The sequence below is a fragment of the Pseudomonas sp. TCU-HL1 genome (assembly GCF_001708505.1).
GTDB lineage: Bacteria > Pseudomonadota > Gammaproteobacteria > Pseudomonadales > Pseudomonadaceae > Metapseudomonas.
This window is the reverse complement of the sequence record NZ_CP015992.1, coordinates 4,147,848-4,166,747: the sequence shown is the minus strand read 5'-3', so window position 1 is coordinate 4,166,747 and position 18,900 is coordinate 4,147,848. Positions and strand designations below refer to the sequence as shown.

At 65.3% G+C, this 18,900-nt stretch carries 20 protein-coding genes; 8 read left to right on the top strand and 12 right to left on the bottom strand.

Annotated features, from left to right (window positions below; translation table 11 throughout):
* The first annotated feature begins 149 nt into the window (after positions 1–149).
* Complete coding sequence (locus tag THL1_RS19295; RefSeq protein ID WP_069084732.1) at positions 150–707, top strand: nitroreductase family protein; 558 nt, start codon at positions 150–152, stop codon at positions 705–707.
* Here the strand turns inward: THL1_RS19295 and THL1_RS19290 are convergent, their stop codons facing one another.
* The 6 genes from THL1_RS19290 to THL1_RS19265 form a co-directional block, all read right to left on the bottom strand.
* Positions 708–2,033 carry a sensor histidine kinase gene (locus THL1_RS19290; protein ID WP_069084731.1) on the bottom strand — a complete coding sequence of 442 codons (1,326 nt, stop codon included), beginning with the start codon at positions 2,031–2,033 and terminating at the stop codon, positions 708–710.
* A gap of 81 nt (positions 2,034–2,114) precedes the next feature.
* Positions 2,115–2,525 (bottom strand): Spy/CpxP family protein refolding chaperone, encoded by a 411-nt coding sequence (locus tag THL1_RS19285; RefSeq protein WP_069084730.1) that lies wholly within the window; start codon positions 2,523–2,525, stop codon positions 2,115–2,117.
* 111 nt (positions 2,526–2,636) lie between these two features.
* The gene (locus THL1_RS19280) at positions 2,637–3,314 is read right to left on the bottom strand and encodes a response regulator transcription factor (RefSeq protein WP_069084729.1); all 678 of its coding nucleotides are present in this window, start codon (positions 3,312–3,314) and stop codon (positions 2,637–2,639) included.
* A gap of 8 nt (positions 3,315–3,322) precedes the next feature.
* Complete coding sequence (locus THL1_RS19275; RefSeq protein WP_069084728.1) at positions 3,323–3,775, bottom strand: hypothetical protein; 453 nt, start codon at positions 3,773–3,775, stop codon at positions 3,323–3,325.
* Positions 3,776–3,816: 41 nt separating this feature from the next.
* Positions 3,817–4,116 carry a YciI family protein gene (locus tag THL1_RS19270; RefSeq protein WP_069084727.1) on the bottom strand — a complete coding sequence of 100 codons (300 nt, stop codon included), beginning with the start codon at positions 4,114–4,116 and terminating at the stop codon, positions 3,817–3,819.
* A gap of 8 nt (positions 4,117–4,124) precedes the next feature.
* Positions 4,125–4,715, bottom strand: coding sequence for a septation protein A (locus tag THL1_RS19265; protein ID WP_069084726.1), 591 nt, complete (start codon positions 4,713–4,715; stop codon positions 4,125–4,127).
* Positions 4,716–4,781: 66 nt separating this feature from the next.
* On the opposite strand from THL1_RS19265, the gene THL1_RS19260 reads away from it, so the two are divergent.
* Together THL1_RS19260 and THL1_RS19255 are read left to right on the top strand one after the other, a co-directional pair.
* Positions 4,782–5,648: a PHP domain-containing protein gene (locus THL1_RS19260; protein WP_069084725.1), complete on the top strand. Its 867-nt coding sequence runs from the start codon at positions 4,782–4,784 to the stop codon at positions 5,646–5,648.
* Between the two features lie 13 nt (positions 5,649–5,661).
* Positions 5,662–6,291 carry an L-threonylcarbamoyladenylate synthase gene (locus THL1_RS19255; RefSeq protein ID WP_069084724.1) on the top strand — a complete coding sequence of 210 codons (630 nt, stop codon included), beginning with the start codon at positions 5,662–5,664 and terminating at the stop codon, positions 6,289–6,291.
* A gap of 9 nt (positions 6,292–6,300) precedes the next feature.
* Here the strand turns inward: THL1_RS19255 and THL1_RS19250 are convergent, their stop codons facing one another.
* Positions 6,301–6,657 (bottom strand): PA2779 family protein, encoded by a 357-nt coding sequence (locus tag THL1_RS19250; RefSeq protein ID WP_069084723.1) that lies wholly within the window; start codon positions 6,655–6,657, stop codon positions 6,301–6,303.
* Positions 6,658–6,954: 297 nt separating this feature from the next.
* Here THL1_RS19250 and THL1_RS19245 point away from each other — a divergent pair, with 297 nt between their 5' ends.
* The 3 genes from THL1_RS19245 (at position 6,955) to rluB (ending at position 9,881) form a co-directional block, all read left to right on the top strand.
* A complete protein-coding gene (locus THL1_RS19245; RefSeq protein WP_162493751.1) occupies positions 6,955–7,653 on the top strand; it encodes a segregation and condensation protein A in 699 nt (232 codons plus the stop codon).
* Complete coding sequence (scpB, locus tag THL1_RS19240) at positions 7,654–8,442, top strand: SMC-Scp complex subunit ScpB (protein ID WP_069084721.1); 789 nt, start codon at positions 7,654–7,656, stop codon at positions 8,440–8,442.
* Between the two features lie 110 nt (positions 8,443–8,552).
* The gene (gene rluB / locus THL1_RS19235; protein ID WP_069084720.1) at positions 8,553–9,881 is read left to right on the top strand and encodes a 23S rRNA pseudouridine(2605) synthase RluB; all 1,329 of its coding nucleotides are present in this window, start codon (positions 8,553–8,555) and stop codon (positions 9,879–9,881) included.
* 89 nt (positions 9,882–9,970) lie between these two features.
* On the opposite strand, the gene THL1_RS19230 is transcribed toward rluB, so the two are convergent.
* The 5 genes from THL1_RS19230 to THL1_RS19210 all read right to left on the bottom strand — a co-directional run bounded on the left by THL1_RS19230 (position 9,971) and on the right by THL1_RS19210 (position 14,627).
* Entirely contained in the window at positions 9,971–10,897 is a 927-nt protein-coding gene (locus THL1_RS19230; RefSeq protein ID WP_069084719.1) for a GGDEF domain-containing protein, read from the bottom strand.
* A gap of 237 nt (positions 10,898–11,134) precedes the next feature.
* Positions 11,135–11,875 carry a YciK family oxidoreductase gene (locus THL1_RS19225; protein WP_069084718.1) on the bottom strand — a complete coding sequence of 247 codons (741 nt, stop codon included), beginning with the start codon at positions 11,873–11,875 and terminating at the stop codon, positions 11,135–11,137.
* 28 nt (positions 11,876–11,903) lie between these two features.
* On the bottom strand, positions 11,904–12,584 hold the full coding sequence (gene mupP / locus THL1_RS19220; protein ID WP_177343846.1) for an N-acetylmuramic acid 6-phosphate phosphatase MupP: 681 nt from the start codon (positions 12,582–12,584) through the stop codon (positions 11,904–11,906).
* The gene (gene ubiG, locus THL1_RS19215) at positions 12,581–13,279 is read right to left on the bottom strand and encodes a bifunctional 2-polyprenyl-6-hydroxyphenol methylase/3-demethylubiquinol 3-O-methyltransferase UbiG (RefSeq protein WP_069084716.1); all 699 of its coding nucleotides are present in this window, start codon (positions 13,277–13,279) and stop codon (positions 12,581–12,583) included. Before ubiG ends, mupP begins: the two co-directional genes overlap by 4 nt.
* 22 nt (positions 13,280–13,301) lie before the next feature.
* Entirely contained in the window at positions 13,302–14,627 is a 1,326-nt protein-coding gene (locus THL1_RS19210) for a TRZ/ATZ family hydrolase (protein ID WP_069084715.1), read from the bottom strand.
* Positions 14,628–14,739: 112 nt separating this feature from the next.
* Here THL1_RS19210 and mtnA point away from each other — a divergent pair, with 112 nt between their 5' ends.
* Together mtnA and gyrA are read left to right on the top strand one after the other, a co-directional pair.
* Positions 14,740–15,816: an S-methyl-5-thioribose-1-phosphate isomerase gene (mtnA, locus tag THL1_RS19205; protein ID WP_069084714.1), complete on the top strand. Its 1,077-nt coding sequence runs from the start codon at positions 14,740–14,742 to the stop codon at positions 15,814–15,816.
* A 243-nt stretch (positions 15,817–16,059) separates the two neighbouring features.
* A complete protein-coding gene (gene gyrA / locus THL1_RS19200; RefSeq protein WP_069084713.1) occupies positions 16,060–18,837 on the top strand; it encodes a DNA gyrase subunit A in 2,778 nt (925 codons plus the stop codon).
* The last annotated feature ends 63 nt before the right edge of the window (positions 18,838–18,900 follow it).

Genomic DNA, 18,900 nt, shown 5'->3' with positions numbered 1-18,900 from the left:
TCTACTGGGCCTTTGAGCGCCGCGATATGCGCGATATACGCAGTGTGCAGGGCGGTGCAGGCGTTTGGCGGGCGTCACGGTCCAGCTGCTTCGAGACTGAGTCGCGTTATCGGCTAGAATGCCGGCTCCCTGATTTCTGGAGGTGCCCGATGGAGGCTCTCGACGCTCTGCTCAACCGCGTATCCCTGGCTCGCCTGAAAGAGCCGGCGCCGGATGCCGCCCAGCGTGAACTGCTGTTCCGCGCGGCCCTGCGCGCCCCGGATCACGGCTACCTGCGCCCCTGGCGCTTCCTCACCATCGAGGGCGAGGCGCGCGCGAAGCTCGGTGAGTTGTTCGTCTCGGCTGCGCTGGCCAAGGACCCGCAAGCACCTGAAGCCGTCACCACCAAAGCACGCAACATGCCGTTGCGAGCGCCGCTGATGGTGGTGGTGGTCGCTACCCTGCAGGCCGGCCACAAGGTGCCAGAGGTGGAGCAGTTGCTGTCGGCCGGCTGTGCCGCCCACGGCATCCTGCTGGCCGCGCATGCCCAGGGGCTGGGGGCCATCTGGCGGACCGGAGAGCTGGCCTATGACCGCACCGTGGCTGCCGGTCTGGGGTTGAGCGAGCAGGAGCGCATTGTCGGCTTCCTGTATCTGGGCAGCGTCGAAGGCGAACGCCGCGCCGCGCCGGAGCTGGCTCCGGCGGACTTCGTCCAGGCCTGGGGCTGATCAGGTCGTCAGTGCGAGGGGCAATTCCAGGGTGGCGATGAAGCCGCCCTCGGGATGATTGCCCAGGTGCAGGCTGCCGCCGTGGCGTTCCACCGCCCGGCGGGCAATGGCCAGCCCCAGGCCATGGCCGGCACCGGCCTGATTGGGCGCGCGGAAGAAGGGCTCGCCCAGCTGCGCCAGGTACTCGGGAGCAACGCCGGGGCCGTGATCGCGAACCGTCAGCTCCAGGCCGCCATTGCCTTCCTTCACCGTCACTTCGATCGGCTGCCCCAGCGGGGTGAAACGCAGGGCGTTGCGCAGCAGGTTGTCCAGCGCCCGTTCCAGCATGTCGGGCCAGCCGTCCAGTTTCGGCTCGCCGTTGCAGTCGATACGCACCTCCTGCTCCGGGGCGAGGAGCCGGGCATCCTCCTTCAACTTGTCCAGCAGCGCCCCCAGGTCGATGGGCTGGCGGGCACCGGGTTCGGCGTCGAGCCGGGCAAGGGCGAGAATCTCGCTGATCAGCGCCTCCAGCCGATCGCACTCCTGGCCCAGCCGCGGCCACAGCGCCTCACGCTGCTGCGGTTCGGCGCGCTCGGCCAGGGCCAGGGCGATGCGCAGCCGCGCCAGTGGCGAACGCAGTTCGTGGGACACGTCGCGCAGAAGTTGGCGCTGGCTGCCGATCAGGCCCTGCAGGCGCTGGCCCATGCGGTTGAAGTCGCCGGCCAGTACGCCCAGTTCATCTCGCCGGCGCGCCAGGCGGGCCAGGCTGTCCTGCTGATAGGTTGTCTGGCCGAGGTCATGTACGGCCCGGCGCAGGCGGTCGAGCGGGCGGGTGATGGAGAGGGCCAGGGCCAGGCTGAACAGCGTAAGCACCACCAGGGCGATGCCCAGGGCGCTGATCGGCCAGAGCAGGCTGCCACGGTGCCAGGCGTCCAGCTCGGGGTAGGGGATGCGATAGATCAGCAGGTAAGAGTCGCCGCTCGACGGGCTGGTGAACTCCTCGGTGAGGCGTCGCCAGGGCAGGCGGCGCGGGTTGTCGTGGCGGGCTTCGAAGGCGGCGGCGCGCGGTGGGAAGGTACCTTTGACCACGGGCTGGCCGGTGTCGTTGAGGATCTGTACGTCGATCCGCGCGCGGTGGCGGAAGTGCTCCAGATAGCGCTGGGTGTCCTGCCGTCCCTGCTCCTCGTAGCGTTGCACCAGGCGCTCGGCCAGGCCCTGGAGGCGAGGATGGTGGTTGAGGATCCAGGCATCCTGGTTCAGCGCGCGGCCCAGCAGGATGGACAGGCCGGCGACCAGGGCCAGGGCCAGCCAGAGCGTGGCCAGGATTCGCCAGAAGAGTGAACGCACGGGTTGCTCCTGAACGGCAAAGCCCATCAGGCCGGACAGCCTGATGGGCAGGGTTGTGCAGTGCGGTCGGGCCGCGTGGGATTACTGGGCCTTTTTGTCTTTCTCGGCCTTCCAGGCTTCGAATTCGGCGCGTTCGGCGCGGCGTTCTTCCATCTTCTTCTGGATCTCGTCGAAGGTCTTCTGCTGCTCGGGCTTGAGCTGGGCGCGGATCGCGTCGCGGTTCTTGGTTTCGGCGGCCTTGAGCTCGTCTTGCATGGCCTTGCGTTCGGCGGCCGGCAGCTTGTCCAGGTAACGTTCGGTGATGTCGTGACGGGACTTCATCTGATCGCGCATCAGCTTGCCGATTTCCTGGCGCTGTTCCTGGGTGAGATTCAGCTCCTTGAACATGTGGCCACCGAAACCGCGCTCATGGCGCGGACCGCCTTCCGGCATGGCCATGGCCAGGGTCGGCAGGGTAGCGGCGAGCAGCAGGGCGGTGAGGGTCTTGCGCATGGTGGTTCTCCTAGTCTCGATTCCGGCCAGTTGCCGGATGTGCCCAGTCTAGGGATGGCAAGGTCAAGGGCAGTCAGTCGTGCGTAAAGCCTGGGTAAAGACGGCGCCTGCCTACGCGCTGTAGTAATAGCCACGACTGCGCAGGGCCAGGATGCGTGGGCGGCCGTCCGTGTGAGGGCCGAGCTTCTTGCGCAGGTTGCTGACGTGCATGTCCAGGCTGCGGTCGTAAAGGGTCAGCTTGCGGCCCAGGGCCAGTTGCGCCAGCTGTTGTTTGTCCAGCGGTTCGCCGGGCTGGCGCAGCAGGGCTTCGAGCAGGCGGCCCTCGGACAGGGTCAGGCTGATTTCGTGGTTGCCGACCGTGACGATGCCGCGCGCAGGGCTGTAGCAGAGGTCGCCCAGTTCGAGCTGGCTGGAGGGCTGCGGCGGCTGGCTGCGGCGCAGCACGGCACGCAGGCGGGCGGTGAGCTCGCGAGGGTCGCAGGGTTTGGCCAGGTAGTCGTCGGCTCCCAGTTCCAGGCCAAGGATGCGATCCAGAGGTTCACCGCGAGCGGAGAGCATCAGTACAGGCAGTTCCGGGTAGTCGCTGCGTAACTGCTTGAGCAGTTCGAGGCCGCTGCCATCGGGCAGCATCACGTCCAGCACCACGGCTGCAGGGGCATGTTCTGCCAGGGCAGTGCGAGCCGAATGGCCGTCATGGCAGGCGCGAGCGCTGAAGCCTTCCTGGCTGAGCCAGCTGATCAGGAGTTCGCAGAGCTCCTGGTCGTCGTCGATTAGCAGCAGTTCACTCATGGTACGGGTCAGTTGATCCATTGACGGCGCTGGCGGCGTCCGCCACGAGCGGCCAGGCCGGTAACGAGGGAGAGCAGGGCCACGCCGCCGCCCACTGCGAACCAGGCTTGCTGTTCGCTCAGCAGGCGCGGTGCTTGCGTGGCGTGGGCTTCCTTGAGCTGCAATTTGAGGCGCTGGTTTTCCTGGCGCAGACGGGCGAGCTGGGCGTTCTCCCGCTCGCCGCTGGCGGCTTCGAGCTGGGTGTTCAGCTCGCTGCGCTGGCGTTCGCTCTCGGCCAGTCTGCGCTGGAGCTGGTTGACCTGGGCCACCAGCGCGTCGTTTGCCACGGCAGGAACAGAAGGGGCTTCCACAACTGTGGGCTCACCGACCGCGATCGGTGCCGGTTGTTGGGGTTCTTCAGCCTGGGCCAGGCTGCAGAGCAGCGCGGCGGTTAACAGCAGGGGCAATTGACCGACGTGCATGGGAACTCCTTTTTCCTGGCGGGGCGGCTGGAGGTGCTGACTTAGGGGAATACCTGCTTGAACGGCTTGACCACGACGTCGGCGTAGACGCCGGCGGCGCGATAGGGATCGGCGTCTGCCCAGGCCCTGGCCGCCTCGAGGGATTCGAATTCGGCGACGATCAGGCTACCGGTGAAGCCGGCGCTGCCTGGATCGTTGCTGTCCACTGCCGGGTGCGGACCGGCCAGCACGATGCGGCCTTCGGCCTTCAGTTGCTCCAGCCGTGCGAGGTGCGCAGGGCGGGCAGCGAGGCGGTTTTCCAGGGAACCGGCAACGTCGGTGGCGATGATGGCGTAGAGCATGGCAATCCTTATTGTTGGGGCTTTTCGGGTTCGCCGTCATGGATGTGACGGGCCAGGTAGACGCCCTGGCCGACCAGGAAGAGCACGGTCATGCCGAGGCTGCCGAAGACTTTGAAGTCCACCCAGAACTCGTGGAAGGTGAACGCCACGAACAGGTTGGCGAAGCCGCAGATGAGGAAGAAGGCGATCCAGGCCAGGTTCAGGCGTACCCAGATGGCCTGTGGCAGGCTCAGGGCATGGCCCATTACGCGTTGGATCAGCGGCTTGTCGCCGATGAAGTGGCTACCGGCGAAGGCCAGGGCGAAGAGCCAATTCACCACGGGCGCTTTCCACTTGAGGAAGGTCTCGCTATGGAACGCCAGGGTCATACCACCGAAGACCAGGCAGGCCGCCAGGGTCAGCCACTGGCCTTTTTCCAGGCGGCGCTGGAGCAGGAAGATCGCGCCATAGACGATGACGGAACTGATGATCAGAACTGCTGTGGCGCTGAAAATACCGCCTAGCATGTAGGTATGCCCGGCAAGCTCGATGGCGCGCGGTTCCAGTTTGTAGACGATGAAGAAGAGGACCAGCGGGATGAAGTCGATGAATTGTTTCACGGCGGCAGCCAGAAGCGGGATGTGGCGGCATAATAACAAACCATTCCCCTAGCGAAAGCAGACCCCATGCAGATCGACCTGCATTGCCACAGTACGGCCTCCGACGGTGCCCTGGCCCCCGCGGCCCTGGTTGCCCGCGCCCATGAGCGCGGCGTTCGCCTGCTGGCGCTGACCGACCACGACACCCTGGAAGGCCTGGACGAGGCCCGTGAGGCAGCCCTTGCACTGGACATGCAGCTGATCAACGGCATTGAGCTTTCCTGCACCTGGGGCGGGGCCACCATTCATGTCCTCGGCTATGCCTTCGCTGCCGATGCTCCGGCGTTGCTGCAGGCCATTGCCGACCTTCATCGTGGCCGCTGGTCGCGGGCCGAGGAGATCGCCCGCCGCCTGGCGGCCAAAGGCATGCCTGGCGCCCTGGAAGGTGCCCGGGCAGTGCAGCAGGAACTGGGTGATAGCGGCAACGCGCCAGCGCGCCCGCACTTCGCGGAGTTTTTGGTCCGCAATGGCCATGTTCGCGACCGCGCCGAGGCGTTTCGCAAATGGTTGGGCGCTGGAAAGCTGGGGGACGTCAAGCAGCATTGGCCTGCCCTCGCCGAAGCGGTCGGCACCTTGCGTGAGGCGGGCGCCTGGATCAGCTTGGCGCACCCGTGGCAGTACAACTTCACCGGCGCCAAGCGGCGCAAGCTGGTGACGGACTTCATTCAGGCGGGTGGTCACGCACTGGAAGTGGTCAATGGCCTGCAGCCAGCGGAGCAGGTCGGCAGCCTGGCTGTGCTGGCGCGAGAGTTCGGCATGCTGGTCAGTGCCGGTAGTGATTTCCATGCACCCTGCGATTGGTCGGAGCTGGGCATGTACCGACCCTTGCCGGATGACTTGCCGCCGATCTGGGGGCGCTTCCGCCATGCACTCAGCCCTACTGCTGCCCTCTGAACAGGGAGATGTCGTGAGTCAATTTTTCCAGGTACACCCGGAGAATCCACAGCCGCGCCTGATCAAGCAGGCCGTGGAAATCATCAGGGCGGGGGGCGTGATCGTCTATCCCACCGATTCGTCGTACGCCCTGGGCTGCCTGATCGGCGACAAGGGTGCAGTGGAGCGCATCCGTCGCCTGCGCCGACTCGATGAAAAGCACAATTTCACGCTGGTATGTCGGGATCTGTCCGAGATCGGCCTCTTCGCCAAAGTGGATACCGCCGCGTTCCGCCTGATCAAGGCCCACACACCGGGGCCTTACACCTTCATCCTCAGCGCCACCCGCGAAGTGCCGCGCATGCTGATGCACCCGAAACGGCGAACCATCGGCATGCGGGTGCCTGACCATCCCATCGCCCTGGCCTTGCTGGAGCAACTGGGCGCGCCGCTCATGAGTACCAGCCTGATCCTGCCTGGCGAAGAACTGCCCATGAGCGATCCCTACGAGATGCGGCAGATTCTCGAACACCAGGTGGACCTGATCATCGACGGTGGCCATGGCGGCCTGGCCGCGTCCACGGTGATCAACCTCTCCGAAGGCAAGCCCGAGGTGGTGCGCGTGGGCTGCGGGGACCCGCAACCCTTCCTCGATGAGGATTGACGGCGGCGCTCACAGCAGGATCGCTACCAGAATGATCACCAACAGGATGATGATGAAGTCGGTAGTGCTGATGTTGCCGCCGGCCGGTAGCGCATCGATCTTCTGCGCCAGTTGAGCGGCCTCTGCGGGCGTCAGGGCCTGGACCCTGGCGCGGGCCGTCGCGGCATCCACGCCCATGGCGCGCATCTCGTCCTGAACGGCAGACTTGCTGAGGAATGCATCGATTCTGGCGTGATCGTTCGATTGTTGCTGGACAGAGGCCGCTTCATCTGTGCCGATCATGCCGGCCTGGGCCGTAGTCACCGACGCCAGGCTGAGGCAGGCGAGCATGAGGATGGCACTGAACATCAGGGTTAAGAGTTTCATGTGAACCTCCTTGAGCTTGGCGCTCCAGACCTGACAAAGGGTGCTGCGTCGTACTTTTTTAGTTTGGCACATGGTGCTAACTTGCCCGCTTTCCCGCCGACCGGCCTCGTTCCGGCAGGCCCATTCCCAGAGAGCGGCTCCGCGGTGGCCGAGCAGCGAGAGGAACAGATGCACGAAACGCCGCCATCCGAGTCGCCGGATCCCCAGGCGGGCGCCCAGCAGGAGCTGCCTTTTGCCCTGGTCTACGGCCAGGCGGTCACCGAGCTGCCGCAAGACCTCTATATCCCGCCGGATGCCCTGGAAGTCTTCCTGGAAGCGTTCGAGGGGCCTCTTGACTTGCTGCTGTACCTGATCCGCAAGCAGAACATCGACATTCTCGATATCCCCGTGGCCGCCATCACCCACCAGTACATGGCCTATGTCGAGCTGATGAAGTCGGTACGCCTGGAACTGGCCGCCGAGTACCTGGTGATGGCCGCCATGCTGGCCGAGATCAAGTCGCGCATGCTGCTGCCGCGCTCGAACGCGGTGGAAGAGGAGGAAGACGATCCGCGCGCCGAGCTGATCCGCCGTCTCCAGGAGTACGAACGCTTCAAGGCTGCTGCCGAGGGTATCGATCAATTGCCTCGCGTAGGGCGCGACCTCATCGTGCCGCGCGTGGATGCGCCGGATGCGCGGGCGCGCAAGCTGCTGCCGGACGTCGCCCTGGAAGAGGTCCTGCTGTCCATGGCCGAGGTGCTGCGCCGCGCGGATATGTTCGAAAGCCATCAGGTCACCCGTGAGGCGCTGTCCACCCGCGAGCGCATGAGCGAAGTCCTGGAAAAGCTCAAGGGCGGGGCCTTCGTGCCCTTCGTCGTGCTGTTCACGGTCGAAGAAGGCCGCCTTGGCGTCGTGGTCACCTTCATGGCAGTGCTGGAGCTGATCAAGGAGCAACTGGTGGAACTGGTGCAGAATGAGCCGTTCGCCCCCATCCACGTTCGCGCCAGAGCTGAGTAGATGAACCTCAACGACCCCAAGGAGCTCGCGTCGCTGCTGGAAGCCTTCCTCCTGGCGTCCGGCAAGCCCCTGTCGCTGGAGCGCTTGGCCGAACTCTTCGAGGAGGCTGAGCGCCCTGAGCTGTCGGTGATCCGTTCGGCCCTGGCCATCCTCGGGCGTAGCTGCTCGGGCCGCGCCTTTGAGTTGCGCGAGGTCGCCTCCGGCTACCGGCTGCAGATTCGCGAGCGCTTCTCGCCCTGGGTTGGCCGGCTCTGGGAGGAGCGGCCGCAGCGCTACTCGCGCGCCATGCTGGAAACCTTGGCCCTGGTGGCGTATCGGCAACCCATTACCCGTGGCGAGATCGAAGACATTCGTGGCGTTGCGGTCAACAGTCAGATTGTCAAGACGCTGCTGGAGCGGGAGTGGATTCGGGTTGTCGGCTATCGCGATGTGCCTGGCAAGCCGGCCATGTTCGCGACCACACGCGCTTTTCTCGACCACTTCAACCTGAAGAGCTTGGAAGAGCTGCCGCCGCTGGCCGCCCTGCGCGAGCTGGAGCCCGAGCCGGTGCTTGCGCTGGATGACGGCGATGCGCCGGTGCCCGAAGGGTTGCAGGCGCGGGCGGATGCCGAGCTGTCCGGCAAGCCGCGCGAGGAAACCAGTTTTCGCTCCCTGCTGGCCGAGCTGGACACCATGGAGGAGGGCCTCAAGACCGACTTCGATGATCTGCTGCTCGCCGCTGACGACGAAGAAGAGGCCGTTGCCGCCGAAGAGGACGACGAGTCGCTGCCGGACGAAACCCTGCACTGACCGCCGCCGGTCAGCGAGCGGGCTGACGTGCGGGCTTTGCTCAACTAGCCTGAGTGCCAGCGGCCGCGTATGATGCGCGGCCTTTTACTGCTACACCGGGAGGTGCCCAGATGAGTGAAGTCGAATACAGCCCCGCAGGGGAGAAGCTGCAGAAGGTCCTGGCCCGCATGGGGCTGGCCTCGCGCCGCGATATCGAGGCCTGGATTACCGAAGGCCGGGTGAAGGTCAACGGCGAAGCGGCCACCCTGGGCCAGCGCGTCGACCGCCATGACGCCATCAGCGTCGATGGCCGCCTGCTCAAGCGCGAGGAAGAAGTCGAAAGCGTCCGTCGCGTGCTGATCTACAACAAGCCGGAAGGCGAAGTCTGCACCCGCGACGATCCGGAAGGTCGCCCGACCGTGTTCGAGCGCCTGCCGCGTCTGAAAGCAGGCCGCTGGATCAACATCGGTCGCCTGGACATCAACACCACTGGCTTGCTGCTCTTCACCACTGACGGTGAGCTGGCCAATCGCCTGATGCACCCTTCCTACGAGATGGACCGCGAGTACGCCGTGCGCGTGCGCGGCGAAGTCACCGAGGAGATGCTGGAGAACCTCAAGAAAGGCGTGATGCTCGATGACGGTCCGGCGAAGTTCACCGACATCAAGGAAGCGCCGGGCGGTGAAGGCTTCAACCATTGGTACCACTGCGTGGTGATGGAAGGCCGCAACCGTGAAGTGCGCCGCCTCTGGGAATCCCAGGGCCTGGTGGTCAGCCGCCTGAAGCGCGTGCGCTTCGGCCCGGTGTTCATCACCTCCGACCTGACCATGGGTCGTTGGCGCGAAATGAGCCAGGGCGAGGTGGATATCATCAGCACCGAAGTCGGCCTCAAGCCGGTGGCCCTGCCTGCGATGAAGGGCAAGTTCCGCGAGAAGCTGGACCGCCTGCAGCGCAAGTCGGCCAAGCCGGTCGGTGCGCGCGCTCCGCGACATGAGGGCGATGAGCGCCCGGCTCGTGGTCCGCGCAGTGAAGGCAGCGAGCGTCCTGCTCGTGCGCCGCGTCGCGACGGTGATGAGCGTCCGGCGCGTGGTCCGCGCAGCGAAGGTGGCGAACGCCCGGCCCGTGCTCCACGCCGCGATGGCGATGAGCGTCCGGCTCGCGCGCCGCGTCGCGACGGTGATGAGCGTCCCGCTCGTGGTCCGCGCAGCGAAGGCGGTGAGCGTCCGGCCCGTGCGCCGCGACGTGACGGCGATGAGCGTCCAGCACGCGCACCGCGTAGCACGCCGGTCGCCGACCGTCCGCGTGATGTGAACAAGAAGCGTCCGGCCAAATCCCACGGCGAGCGTCCGCCGGTGGAGTTGGCGGATCGTCCGGCCCGCAAACCCCAGCGTCCGCAGCACAAGCGCAGCGGCCCCGCAGGTGGTGACGGCCAGCGTCCGGGTTTCGGTCGCAAGCGCTGATTCAAGGCGAAATGAAGAAGGGGCTCATATGAGCCCCTTCTTTTTCATTCGCGATTGAAATCGCTCCCACAGATAGGGGCGGGCCGCAGTCAGCCTGCCATCGACAGCCGGTTACGGCCTTCGCGCTTGGCTACGTAGAGGGCGTTGTCCGCGCGGCGCAGCAGGCTTTCCACCGATTCCGCCGGCAGCAGGGTTGCGCAGCCGAGGCTGATGGACAGGTCCAGCGGGCGGCCCTGTACCAGGCATTGCAGTTCGAGGATGCCCATGCGTAGGCGCTCGCCGACCAAGGCTGCCGATTCGCGGCAGGTGCCGGAAAGCAGCACCAGGAACTCTTCACCGCCGAAGCGAAACACCATGTCGACGTTGCGCAGGCGCGCCTTCAGCGTCGTCGCCACAGCCTTCAATACTTCGTCGCCCGTGCTGTGGCCGTATTCGTCGTTGATGCGCTTGAAGTGGTCGATGTCCAGCATCAGCACCGACAACGGCTGCAAGTTGCGTCGCGCCAGGTCAACTTCGCGCTGCAGGGTCTGCTCCATGGCAATGCGGTTGCCGGTGTCGGTCAGCGGGTCGCGCAGAGCGCTCTGGATTGCAGTGCGGTAGAGCAAGGCATTGCGCAGCGGGAAGAGTAGGGCGGCGAGCAGGGACTCCAGCTGGTTCAGCTCGAGCTCGTCGAAGCGCTGGTTGCGGCGGAAGATCAGTTCACCCAGGTACTCGCCCTCGTGGGTCAGGCGGTATCCCGCCGAATGGCTGGCGCGGCTGCCGTATTCCAGGTGCAGATCGCTGCTCTGGTGCTGGTAGGCCAGGGCATCGAGCGGAACCAAGCGCTGCACCTCGCCAAAGAACAGGCTGACGATACGCTCCACTTCCAGGCTGGTCTGCAGCAGGAGGGTCAGTTGCCGGCGCAGCTCCGCCAGGCTGAGGGGGCGCAGCTTGGGTGGGCGCTTGCCGGATAAGCCGAGGCGCTGCAGCTTGGCGGCGTCGAAATCGATGGTGTTGGTCTGGGTGGGAGGAACCATTGAGTTGAACCTCTGACGCAAAATGCGACGACACCAGGCATAGAGCTATTTTCGTGCCAGGAGCTCGTAGTTCTGGAAAATGCTTTTATTTCAATTGCTTGGCGGTTAACTGCCGAGTTGCGCGGCAAGCCTTTGCCGGCTTACTGGCGAAATCATGGCAATGTGATGCCGGTCTCAGAGGGGTTGCCGGAAAACTGGCGGAGGCTGCGGCGGTCGAGCGACCGCCGCGAAGGGAGGTCATTGTGCGTCGAAAGCCTGGCCGTTCACGCCCGTGCTGTCAGGCCCCATGAGATAGAGGTAGACCGGCATGATCTCGGCAGGTTCCGGATTGTTTTCGGGGTTTTCGCCCGGATAGGCCTGGGCGCGCATGCTGGTGCGGGTGGCGCCAGGGTTGACGCTATTGGCGCGTACGTTGGCAATGCCGTCCACTTCGTCGGCCAGGACCTGCATCAGGCCTTCGGTGGCGAACTTGGACACCGCATAGGCGCCCCAGTAGGCACGGCCCTTGCGGCCGACGCTGCTGGATGTGAAGACCACCGAACCGTCCCTGGACAACTTGAGCAGCGGCAGCAGGGTGCTGGTCAGCATGAACATGGCGTTGACGTTGACCTGCATGACACGCATGAAGTTGTCGCCAGAGAGCTGCTCGATGGGCGTGCGCGGGCCGAGAATGGAGGCGTTGTGCAGCACGCCATCGATGCGTCCGAACTCGGCTTCCAGGGTGGCCGCCAGCTCGTCGTACTGGTGCGGCTGGGCCGTTTCCAGATTGAACGGGATCACGGCGGGTTGCGGGTGGCCGGCCGCTTCGATTTCGTCATAGACGGCGTTCAGGCTGGCTTCGGTCTTGCCCAGCAGCAATACGGTCGCGCCATGGGCGGCGAACGTCCTGGCGGCGGCGGCGCCGATGCCGCGACCGGCACCGGTGATCAGGATGACCCGATCCTTGAGCAGGTCGGGGCGGGCGGAATACTGGAACATGTGAATCTCCTTCGGGGCGCTGCCGGTATCAGCAGCTGCACAGCGCGCGGTCGAGCACGGCGCGCAGCTCAAGCGGGTGGTCGACCACGACATCGGCGCCCCAATGCGCCGGGTTGTCGCTCGGATGGATGTAGCCGTAGCTGACGGCGGCGGTGCGGGTGCCGGCGGCGCGGCCGGATTCGATGTCGCGCAGGTCGTCACCGACGAAGAGCACGCTGGCCGGGTCCAGGTTCAGCTTGCTGCAGGCCAGCAGCAGCATTTCCGGGTCCGGCTTGCTGTTCTTCACATGGTCGGGGCAGATCAGCACGGCGGAGCGCCCGGCGAGGCCGAGCTGCTCCATGATGGGTTCGGCGTAGCGCACCGGCTTGTTGGTGACCACGCCCCAGATCAGCTTGGCGTGCTCGATGTCCGCCAACAACTCGTCGATGCCGTCGAAGGGGCGGGTGAGTACGGCGCAGTGACTCTGGTAGCGCTCGAGGAATTCCAGGCGCAGCGGCTCGAAATCGGGCGATTCCGGGTCCATCTCGAAGGCGGTGGCGACCATGGCGCGGGCGCCACCGGAAACCACGTCGCGGATCGCCTGCTCATCCTGGGGCGGCAGGCCACGTTCAGTGCGCATGGCCTGGCATATGGCGATGAAATCCGGCGCCGAGTCGAGCAGGGTGCCGTCCATATCGAAAAGTACCGCTTGAAGTCGCATGGCGGTCACTCCTCGCGCAGGGTGTGGATCATGTAGTTGACGTCGACGTCGGCTTCCAGCTTGTAGTGCTTGGTCAGCGGGTTGTAGGTCAGGCCGATGATGTCTTTCACCGAGAGGCCTGCAGCACGGCTCCAGGCGCCAAGCTCGGACGGGCGGATGAATTTCTTGAAATCGTGGGTGCCGCGGGGCAGCAGGCCCATGATGTACTCGGCGCCGACGATGGCGAAGAGGTAGGCCTTGGGGTTGCGGTTGATGGTGGAGAAGAACACCAGTCCGCCCGGCTTGACCAGGGTGTAGCAGGCGCGGATCACCGAGGCCGGATCGGGAACGTGTTCAAGCATTTCCATGCAGGTCACCACGTCGAACTGGCCGGGCATTTCGGCGGCCAGGGCTTCGGCGGTGATACGGCGGTACTCCACCGGAACGCCCGACTCCAGCTGGTGAAGCTGGGCGACTGCCAGCGGCGCTTCGCCCATGTCGATGCCGGTGACCGTGGCCCCGCGCTGGGCCATGGACTCGCTGAGGATGCCGCCGCCGCAGCCGACATCCAGCACGTTCTTGCCGGCCAGCCTGGCGCGCTCGTCAATCCAGTTGACCCGCAGCGGGTTGATGTCGTGCAGTGGCTTGAATTCGCTCTCGCGGTCCCACCAGCGGTGGGCGAGGGCCTCGAACTTGGCAATTTCGACGTGATCGACGTTGGTCATGGGATGTCCTCGAAACAGAAACTCAGTGGCCGGCGATAAGAGCGCCCCAGGCGCGGGCAGTGGCGCCAAGGCGTTCTTCATCCAGGCGGGTCAGGCGGCCGTCATCCAGCAGTTGCCTGCCGTCGACCCAAAGGTGCCGCACCGCGTCGCGCCCGGTGGCATAAATAAGTTGGGAAACCGGGTCGTACACCGGTTGCTGGGCGAGGCCGGAAAGGTCGAAGGCGACCAGGTCGGCAGCCTTGCCGACTTCCAGCGAGCCCGTGTCGTGATCGATGCCCAGGGCGCGGGCGCCGTTCAGGGTCGCCATGCGCAGGGCTCGGTGGGCGTCCAGGGCACTTGCCGAGCCGGCGACGGCCTTGGCCAGGAGAGCGGCGGTGCGGGTTTCGCCGAGCAGGTCCAGGTCATTGTTGCTGGCGGCGCCATCGGTGCCGACGGCGACGTTCACGCCTGCCTGCCAGAGGCGCTCCACTGGGCAGAATCCGCTGGCCAGCTTGAGGTTGGATTCGGGGCAGTGGATTACGCTGCTGTTGCTTTCCACCAGCATGGCCAGGTCGGCGTCATCCACCTGGGTCATGTGCACGGCCTGGAAGCGCGGGCCCAGCAAACCGAGCCGGGCCAGGCGCGCCATGGGGCGTTCGCCGCGCTGCTTGAGGCTCTGCTGGACTTCGAAGGCGGTCTCCTGCACGTGCATGTGGATGCCGGCATCCAGTTCCTCGGCCAGTACGCGAATATTCTCCAGCTTGTCATCGCTGACGCTGTAAGGCGCGTGCGGGCCGAAGGCCACCTTGATCCGTGGATGATGCTTCAGGTCGCCGAACAGTTCGACGCCACGGCGAATGGCGTCGGCCGCATCGACGGCGCCGGGAATCGGGAAATCCAGCACCGGAATCGCCAGTTGGGCCTTGATGCCGGCCCCGTGGATGACCGAGCTGGCCTGGGCCGGGAAGAAGTACATGTCGGAGAAGCAACTGATGCCGCCCTTGATCTGTTCGGCCACGGCCAGTTCAGTGCCGTCGCGGACAAAGGTTTCATCAACCCACTTGGCCTCGGCAGGCCAGATGTGTTCCTGTAGCCAGGTCATCAGTGGCAGGTCGTCGGCCAGCCCGCGGAACAGGGTCATTGCCGCGTGCCCGTGGGCGTTGATCAGGCCCGGAGCCAGCAGCATGCCCGGCAGCTCGCGGCGCTCGCGGGCGTCGACGTGCAGTGCCAGGTCCCGGGGGGCGAGCAGGGCGATGCGGCCGTCGCGAATGCCCAATGCGTGATCCCGCAGCACCACGCCGGCAGGTTCCACGGGCACTATCCAGGACGGGAGCAGGAGCAGGTCGAGCGGGGCGTTGGGACTGGGCATGGCGGCGCATCCTGGGCGCAAATCGAAGTGGCGGCAGTATACCCGAGCCAGAAGGGCTCCGGCTCGCTATAATCTGCGGTTTTTCCGCGAGTTACGGGTGGTGAGGTGGGCGATGCGTGAACAACTGTTGGCAGCCGAGAAGGTCAAGGCCATCGAGTGGCGTGACGGCGTGCTTCATCTGCTTGACCAGCGCTTGCTGCCGGCCGAGGAAATCTGGTTGTCCTACGACTCCGCCGAGGGCGTGGCCCAGGCCATTCGTCAGATGGTGGTTCGGGGGGCGCCGGCCATTGGTATCAGCGCCGCCTATGGCGTGGTGCTGGGGGCTCGGGCGCGTTTAGCTGCCGGCGGTGATTGGCGCCAGGCGCTGGAAGCCGATTTCAAGGTGCTGTCCGAGTCGCGGCCGACCGCGGTCAACCTGTTCTGGGCGCTGAACCGCATGCGCGAGCGCCTCGAGCGCGTGCGTGATGGCGAGACGCCGCTGCAGGCCCTGGAGGCCGAAGCCATTTCCATCCATGAAAGCGATCGCGAAGCCAACCTGACCATGGCGCAGCTGGGCGTGGAGCTTATCCGCAAGCATCAGGGCAGCCCCCAGGCGCTGTTGACCCACTGCAATACCGGCGCCTTGGCCACGGGTGGCTTCGGGACGGCCCTGGGTGTGATCCGCGCCGCCCACCTCGATGGCCTGGTGGAGCGCGTCTATGCCGACGAAACCCGTCCCTGGCTGCAGGGCGCGCGCCTGACCGCGTGGGAGCTGGCCAACGAAGGCGTGCCGGTGAGCCTCAATGCCGACGCCGCCGCCGCACACCTGATGAAGACCGCCGGAATCACCTGGGTGATAGTCGGCGCCGACCGCATCACGGCCAATGGCGACGTGGCCAACAAGATCGGCACCTATCAGTTGGCGGTCAATGCCATGCACCACGGGGTCCGCTTCATGGTCGTGGCCCCCAGCTCCACGATCGACATGTCCCTGGAGAGCGGGGACGACATCCCGATCGAGGAGCGTGATGGCTCCGAGCTGCTGGACCTGGGCGGTCGGCGTGTCGCTGCGGAAGTCCATGCGGTCAATCCAGTGTTCGATGTGACCCCGGCCGACCTGATCGACGCTATCGTGACCGAGAAGGGCGTGGTCGAGCGTCCCGACGCTGCCAAGATGGCTCAGTTGATGTGTCGCAAGCGCCTGCACTGAGCCATCGGTGCGGCATTTTCACCCTGCCCGCAGGACGCCCGGCGGGGTAGGTGCAAGACGGTGACTGTGGTAAGCTCCGGCAGTTATTGCCGCCCCTCCATCGAGGCGGCCCAATTGCACAGATCCTTGGCTTAACTCGTTGATTTGTCGTGAGTCGCTGCTGCATCTGGCCGCAGTGACGAGCTTCGCGCCGCTCAGGACGAGTGGGGCGGAGTTTCATCAGAAAAAGGAACCAGGCTTCTCATGGGCGAACTGGCCAAAGAAATCCTCCCGGTCAATATCGAAGACGAGCTGAAACAGTCCTACCTCGACTACGCGATGAGCGTGATCGTCGGGCGTGCCTTGCCGGACGCGCGCGACGGCCTGAAGCCGGTGCACCGTCGCGTTCTCTACGCGATGAGCGAACTGGGCAACGACTGGAACAAGCCCTACAAGAAGTCCGCCCGTGTGGTCGGTGACGTGATCGGTAAATATCACCCGCACGGCGATACCGCGGTCTACGACACAATCGTCCGCATGGCCCAGCCTTTCTCGCTGCGCTACATGCTGGTGGACGGCCAAGGCAACTTCGGCTCGGTGGACGGCGACAACGCCGCGGCCATGCGATACACCGAAGTGCGCATGTCCAAGCTGGCCCATGAACTCCTGGCCGACCTGGACAAGGAAACCGTGGACTGGGTGCCCAACTACGACGGCACCGAACAGATTCCCGCGGTTATGCCGACCAAGGTTCCGAACCTGCTGGTGAACGGTTCCAGCGGCATCGCCGTGGGCATGGCGACCAACATTCCGCCGCACAACCTGAGCGAAGTCATCGATGGCTGCCTGGCGCTGATGGATAACGCCGAGCTCACGGTCGATGAGCTGATGCAGTACATCCCGGGCCCGGATTTCCCCACCGCGGGCATCATCAACGGCCGTGCCGGCATCATTGAGGCGTACCGCACCGGTCGTGGCCGCATCTATATCCGTGCCCGCGCTGAAATCGAGGACATGGAAAAGGGCGGCGGTCGCCAGCAGATCATCGTCACCGAGCTGCCCTACCAGCTGAACAAGGCGCGTCTGATCGAGAAGATCGCCGAGCTGGTCAAGGAGAAGAAGCTCGAAGGCATCACCGAATTGCGCGACGAATCCGACAAGGACGGCATGCGCGTGGTGATCGAGCTGCGCCGCGGTGAAGTGGGCGAGGTGGTGCTGAACAACCTCTACTCCCAGACCCAGATGCAGAGCGTCTTCGGTATCAACGTGGTGGCCCTGGTCGATGGCCGGCCGCGCACGCTGAACCTGAAGGACATGCTCGAGGTGTTCATCCGTCACCGCCGTGAAGTGGTGACCCGTCGTACCGTCTACGAGCTGCGCAAGGCGCGTGAGCGTGGCCATATCCTCGAAGGCCAGGCCGTCGCCCTGTCCAACATCGACCCGGTGATCGAGCTGATCAAGGCCTCGCCGACTCCGGCCGAGGCCAAGGAACGCCTGATCGCCACCGCCTGGGAATCCAGCGCCGTGGAAGCCATGGTCGAGCGCGCCGGCGCCGACTCCTGCCGTCCGGAAGACCTGGACCCGCAATACGGCCTGCGCGAAGGCAAGTACTACCTGTCGCCGGAACAGGCCCAGGCCATCCTGGAGCTGCGCCTGCACCGCCTGACCGGCCTGGAGCACGAGAAGCTGCTGGCCGAGTACCAGGAAATCCTCACCCTGATCGGTGAGCTGATCCGCATCCTCACCAGCCCCGAGCGCCTGATGGAAGTCATCCGCGAAGAGCTGGAGAAAGTGAAGGCCGAGTTCGGCGACGCCCGCCGCACCGAGATCGTCGCGTCCCAGGTGGACCTGACCATCGCCGACCTGATCACCGAAGAAGAGCGTGTCGTCACCATCTCCCACGGCGGCTACGCCAAGTCCCAGCCGCTGGCCGCCTACCAGGCCCAGCGCCGTGGTGGCAAAGGCAAGTCGGCCACCGGGGTGAAAGACGAGGACTACATCGAACACCTGCTGGTCGCCAACAGCCACGCCACGCTCCTGCTGTTCTCCAGCAAGGGTAAGGTCTACTGGCTGCGCACCTTCGAAATCCCGGAAGCTTCGCGTACCGCGCGCGGTCGCCCGCTGGTCAACCTGCTGCCGCTGGATGAAGGCGAGCGCATCACCGCCATGCTCCAGATCGACCTGGAAGCCCTGCAGCAGAGCGCAGGCGCCGACGAGGATCTGGAAGAGAACGAAGGCGTCGTGATCGAAGGCGAAGTCATCGAAGCCGAGGGCGGCGACGAAGAAGGCGCCGACCTCGATGACGAACAGGACGAGCCCACCGGCGCCTACATCTTCATGGCCACCGCCTTCGGTACCGTGAAGAAGACGCCGCTGGTGCAGTTCAGCAAACCGCGTTCGAACGGCCTGATCGCCCTGAAGCTGGAAGAGGGTGACACCCTGATCGCCGCGGCCATCACCGACGGCGCCAAGGAAGTCATGCTCTTCTCCGACGGCGGCAAGGTCATCCGCTTCAAGGAAAAACACGTGCGCACCATGGGCCGTACTGCCCGCGGCGTTCGCGGCATGCGTCTGCCGGAAGGCCAGAGCCTGATTTCCATGCTGATCCCCGAACTGGGCGCGCAGATCCTCTCCGCCTCCCAGCGTGGTTACGGCAAGCGCACCCCGCTGGAAGACTACCCGCGTCGCGGTCGCGGCGGACAAGGCGTGATCGCCATGGTCACCAACGAGCGTAACGGCAAGCTGGTCGGCGCTGTGCAGGTGCAGGACGGCGAGGAGATCATGCTGATTTCCGACCAGGGCACCCTGGTGCGTACCCGTGTCGACGAAGTCTCCAGTTCCAGCCGCAATACCCAGGGCGTGACCCTGATCAAGCTGGCCAAGGACGAGACCCTGGTTGGCCTGGAGCGTGTTCAGGAGCCGTCTGGCGGTGACGAGGACGATGATCTGGAAGAAGGCATCGATGCCGACGTAGAGGCCGTGGACGACGTCCAGGGCGATGACGTTCAGCAGGACGACGCCCAGCCGGCTGGCGACGAGTAACAGTTGTAGAAGCGGGCAGGCCGTCGCCGGCCTGTCCATTCGGTAGGTAACAATTGGCGGGGG

Coding starts and splice junctions, on each gene's coding strand:
- THL1_RS19295 (WP_069084732.1), top strand. CDS start 150: ATGGAGGCTCTCGACGCTCTGCTCAACCGCGTATCCCTGGCTCGCCTG.
- THL1_RS19285 (WP_069084730.1), bottom strand. CDS start 2,525: ATGCGCAAGACCCTCACCGCCCTGCTGCTCGCCGCTACCCTGCCGACC.
- THL1_RS19280 (WP_069084729.1), bottom strand. CDS start 3,314: ATGAGTGAACTGCTGCTAATCGACGACGACCAGGAGCTCTGCGAACTC.
- THL1_RS19275 (WP_069084728.1), bottom strand. CDS start 3,775: ATGCACGTCGGTCAATTGCCCCTGCTGTTAACCGCCGCGCTGCTCTGC.
- THL1_RS19270 (WP_069084727.1), bottom strand. CDS start 4,116: ATGCTCTACGCCATCATCGCCACCGACGTTGCCGGTTCCCTGGAAAAC.
- THL1_RS19260 (WP_069084725.1), top strand. CDS start 4,782: ATGCAGATCGACCTGCATTGCCACAGTACGGCCTCCGACGGTGCCCTG.
- THL1_RS19250 (WP_069084723.1), bottom strand. CDS start 6,657: ATGAAACTCTTAACCCTGATGTTCAGTGCCATCCTCATGCTCGCCTGC.
- scpB (WP_069084721.1), top strand. CDS start 7,654: ATGAACCTCAACGACCCCAAGGAGCTCGCGTCGCTGCTGGAAGCCTTC.
- rluB (WP_069084720.1), top strand. CDS start 8,553: ATGAGTGAAGTCGAATACAGCCCCGCAGGGGAGAAGCTGCAGAAGGTC.
- THL1_RS19230 (WP_069084719.1), bottom strand. CDS start 10,897: ATGGTTCCTCCCACCCAGACCAACACCATCGATTTCGACGCCGCCAAG.
- THL1_RS19225 (WP_069084718.1), bottom strand. CDS start 11,875: ATGTTCCAGTATTCCGCCCGCCCCGACCTGCTCAAGGATCGGGTCATC.
- ubiG (WP_069084716.1), bottom strand. CDS start 13,279: ATGACCAACGTCGATCACGTCGAAATTGCCAAGTTCGAGGCCCTCGCC.
- THL1_RS19210 (WP_069084715.1), bottom strand. CDS start 14,627: ATGCCCAGTCCCAACGCCCCGCTCGACCTGCTCCTGCTCCCGTCCTGG.
- mtnA (WP_069084714.1), top strand. CDS start 14,740: ATGCGTGAACAACTGTTGGCAGCCGAGAAGGTCAAGGCCATCGAGTGG.
- gyrA (WP_069084713.1), top strand. CDS start 16,060: ATGGGCGAACTGGCCAAAGAAATCCTCCCGGTCAATATCGAAGACGAG.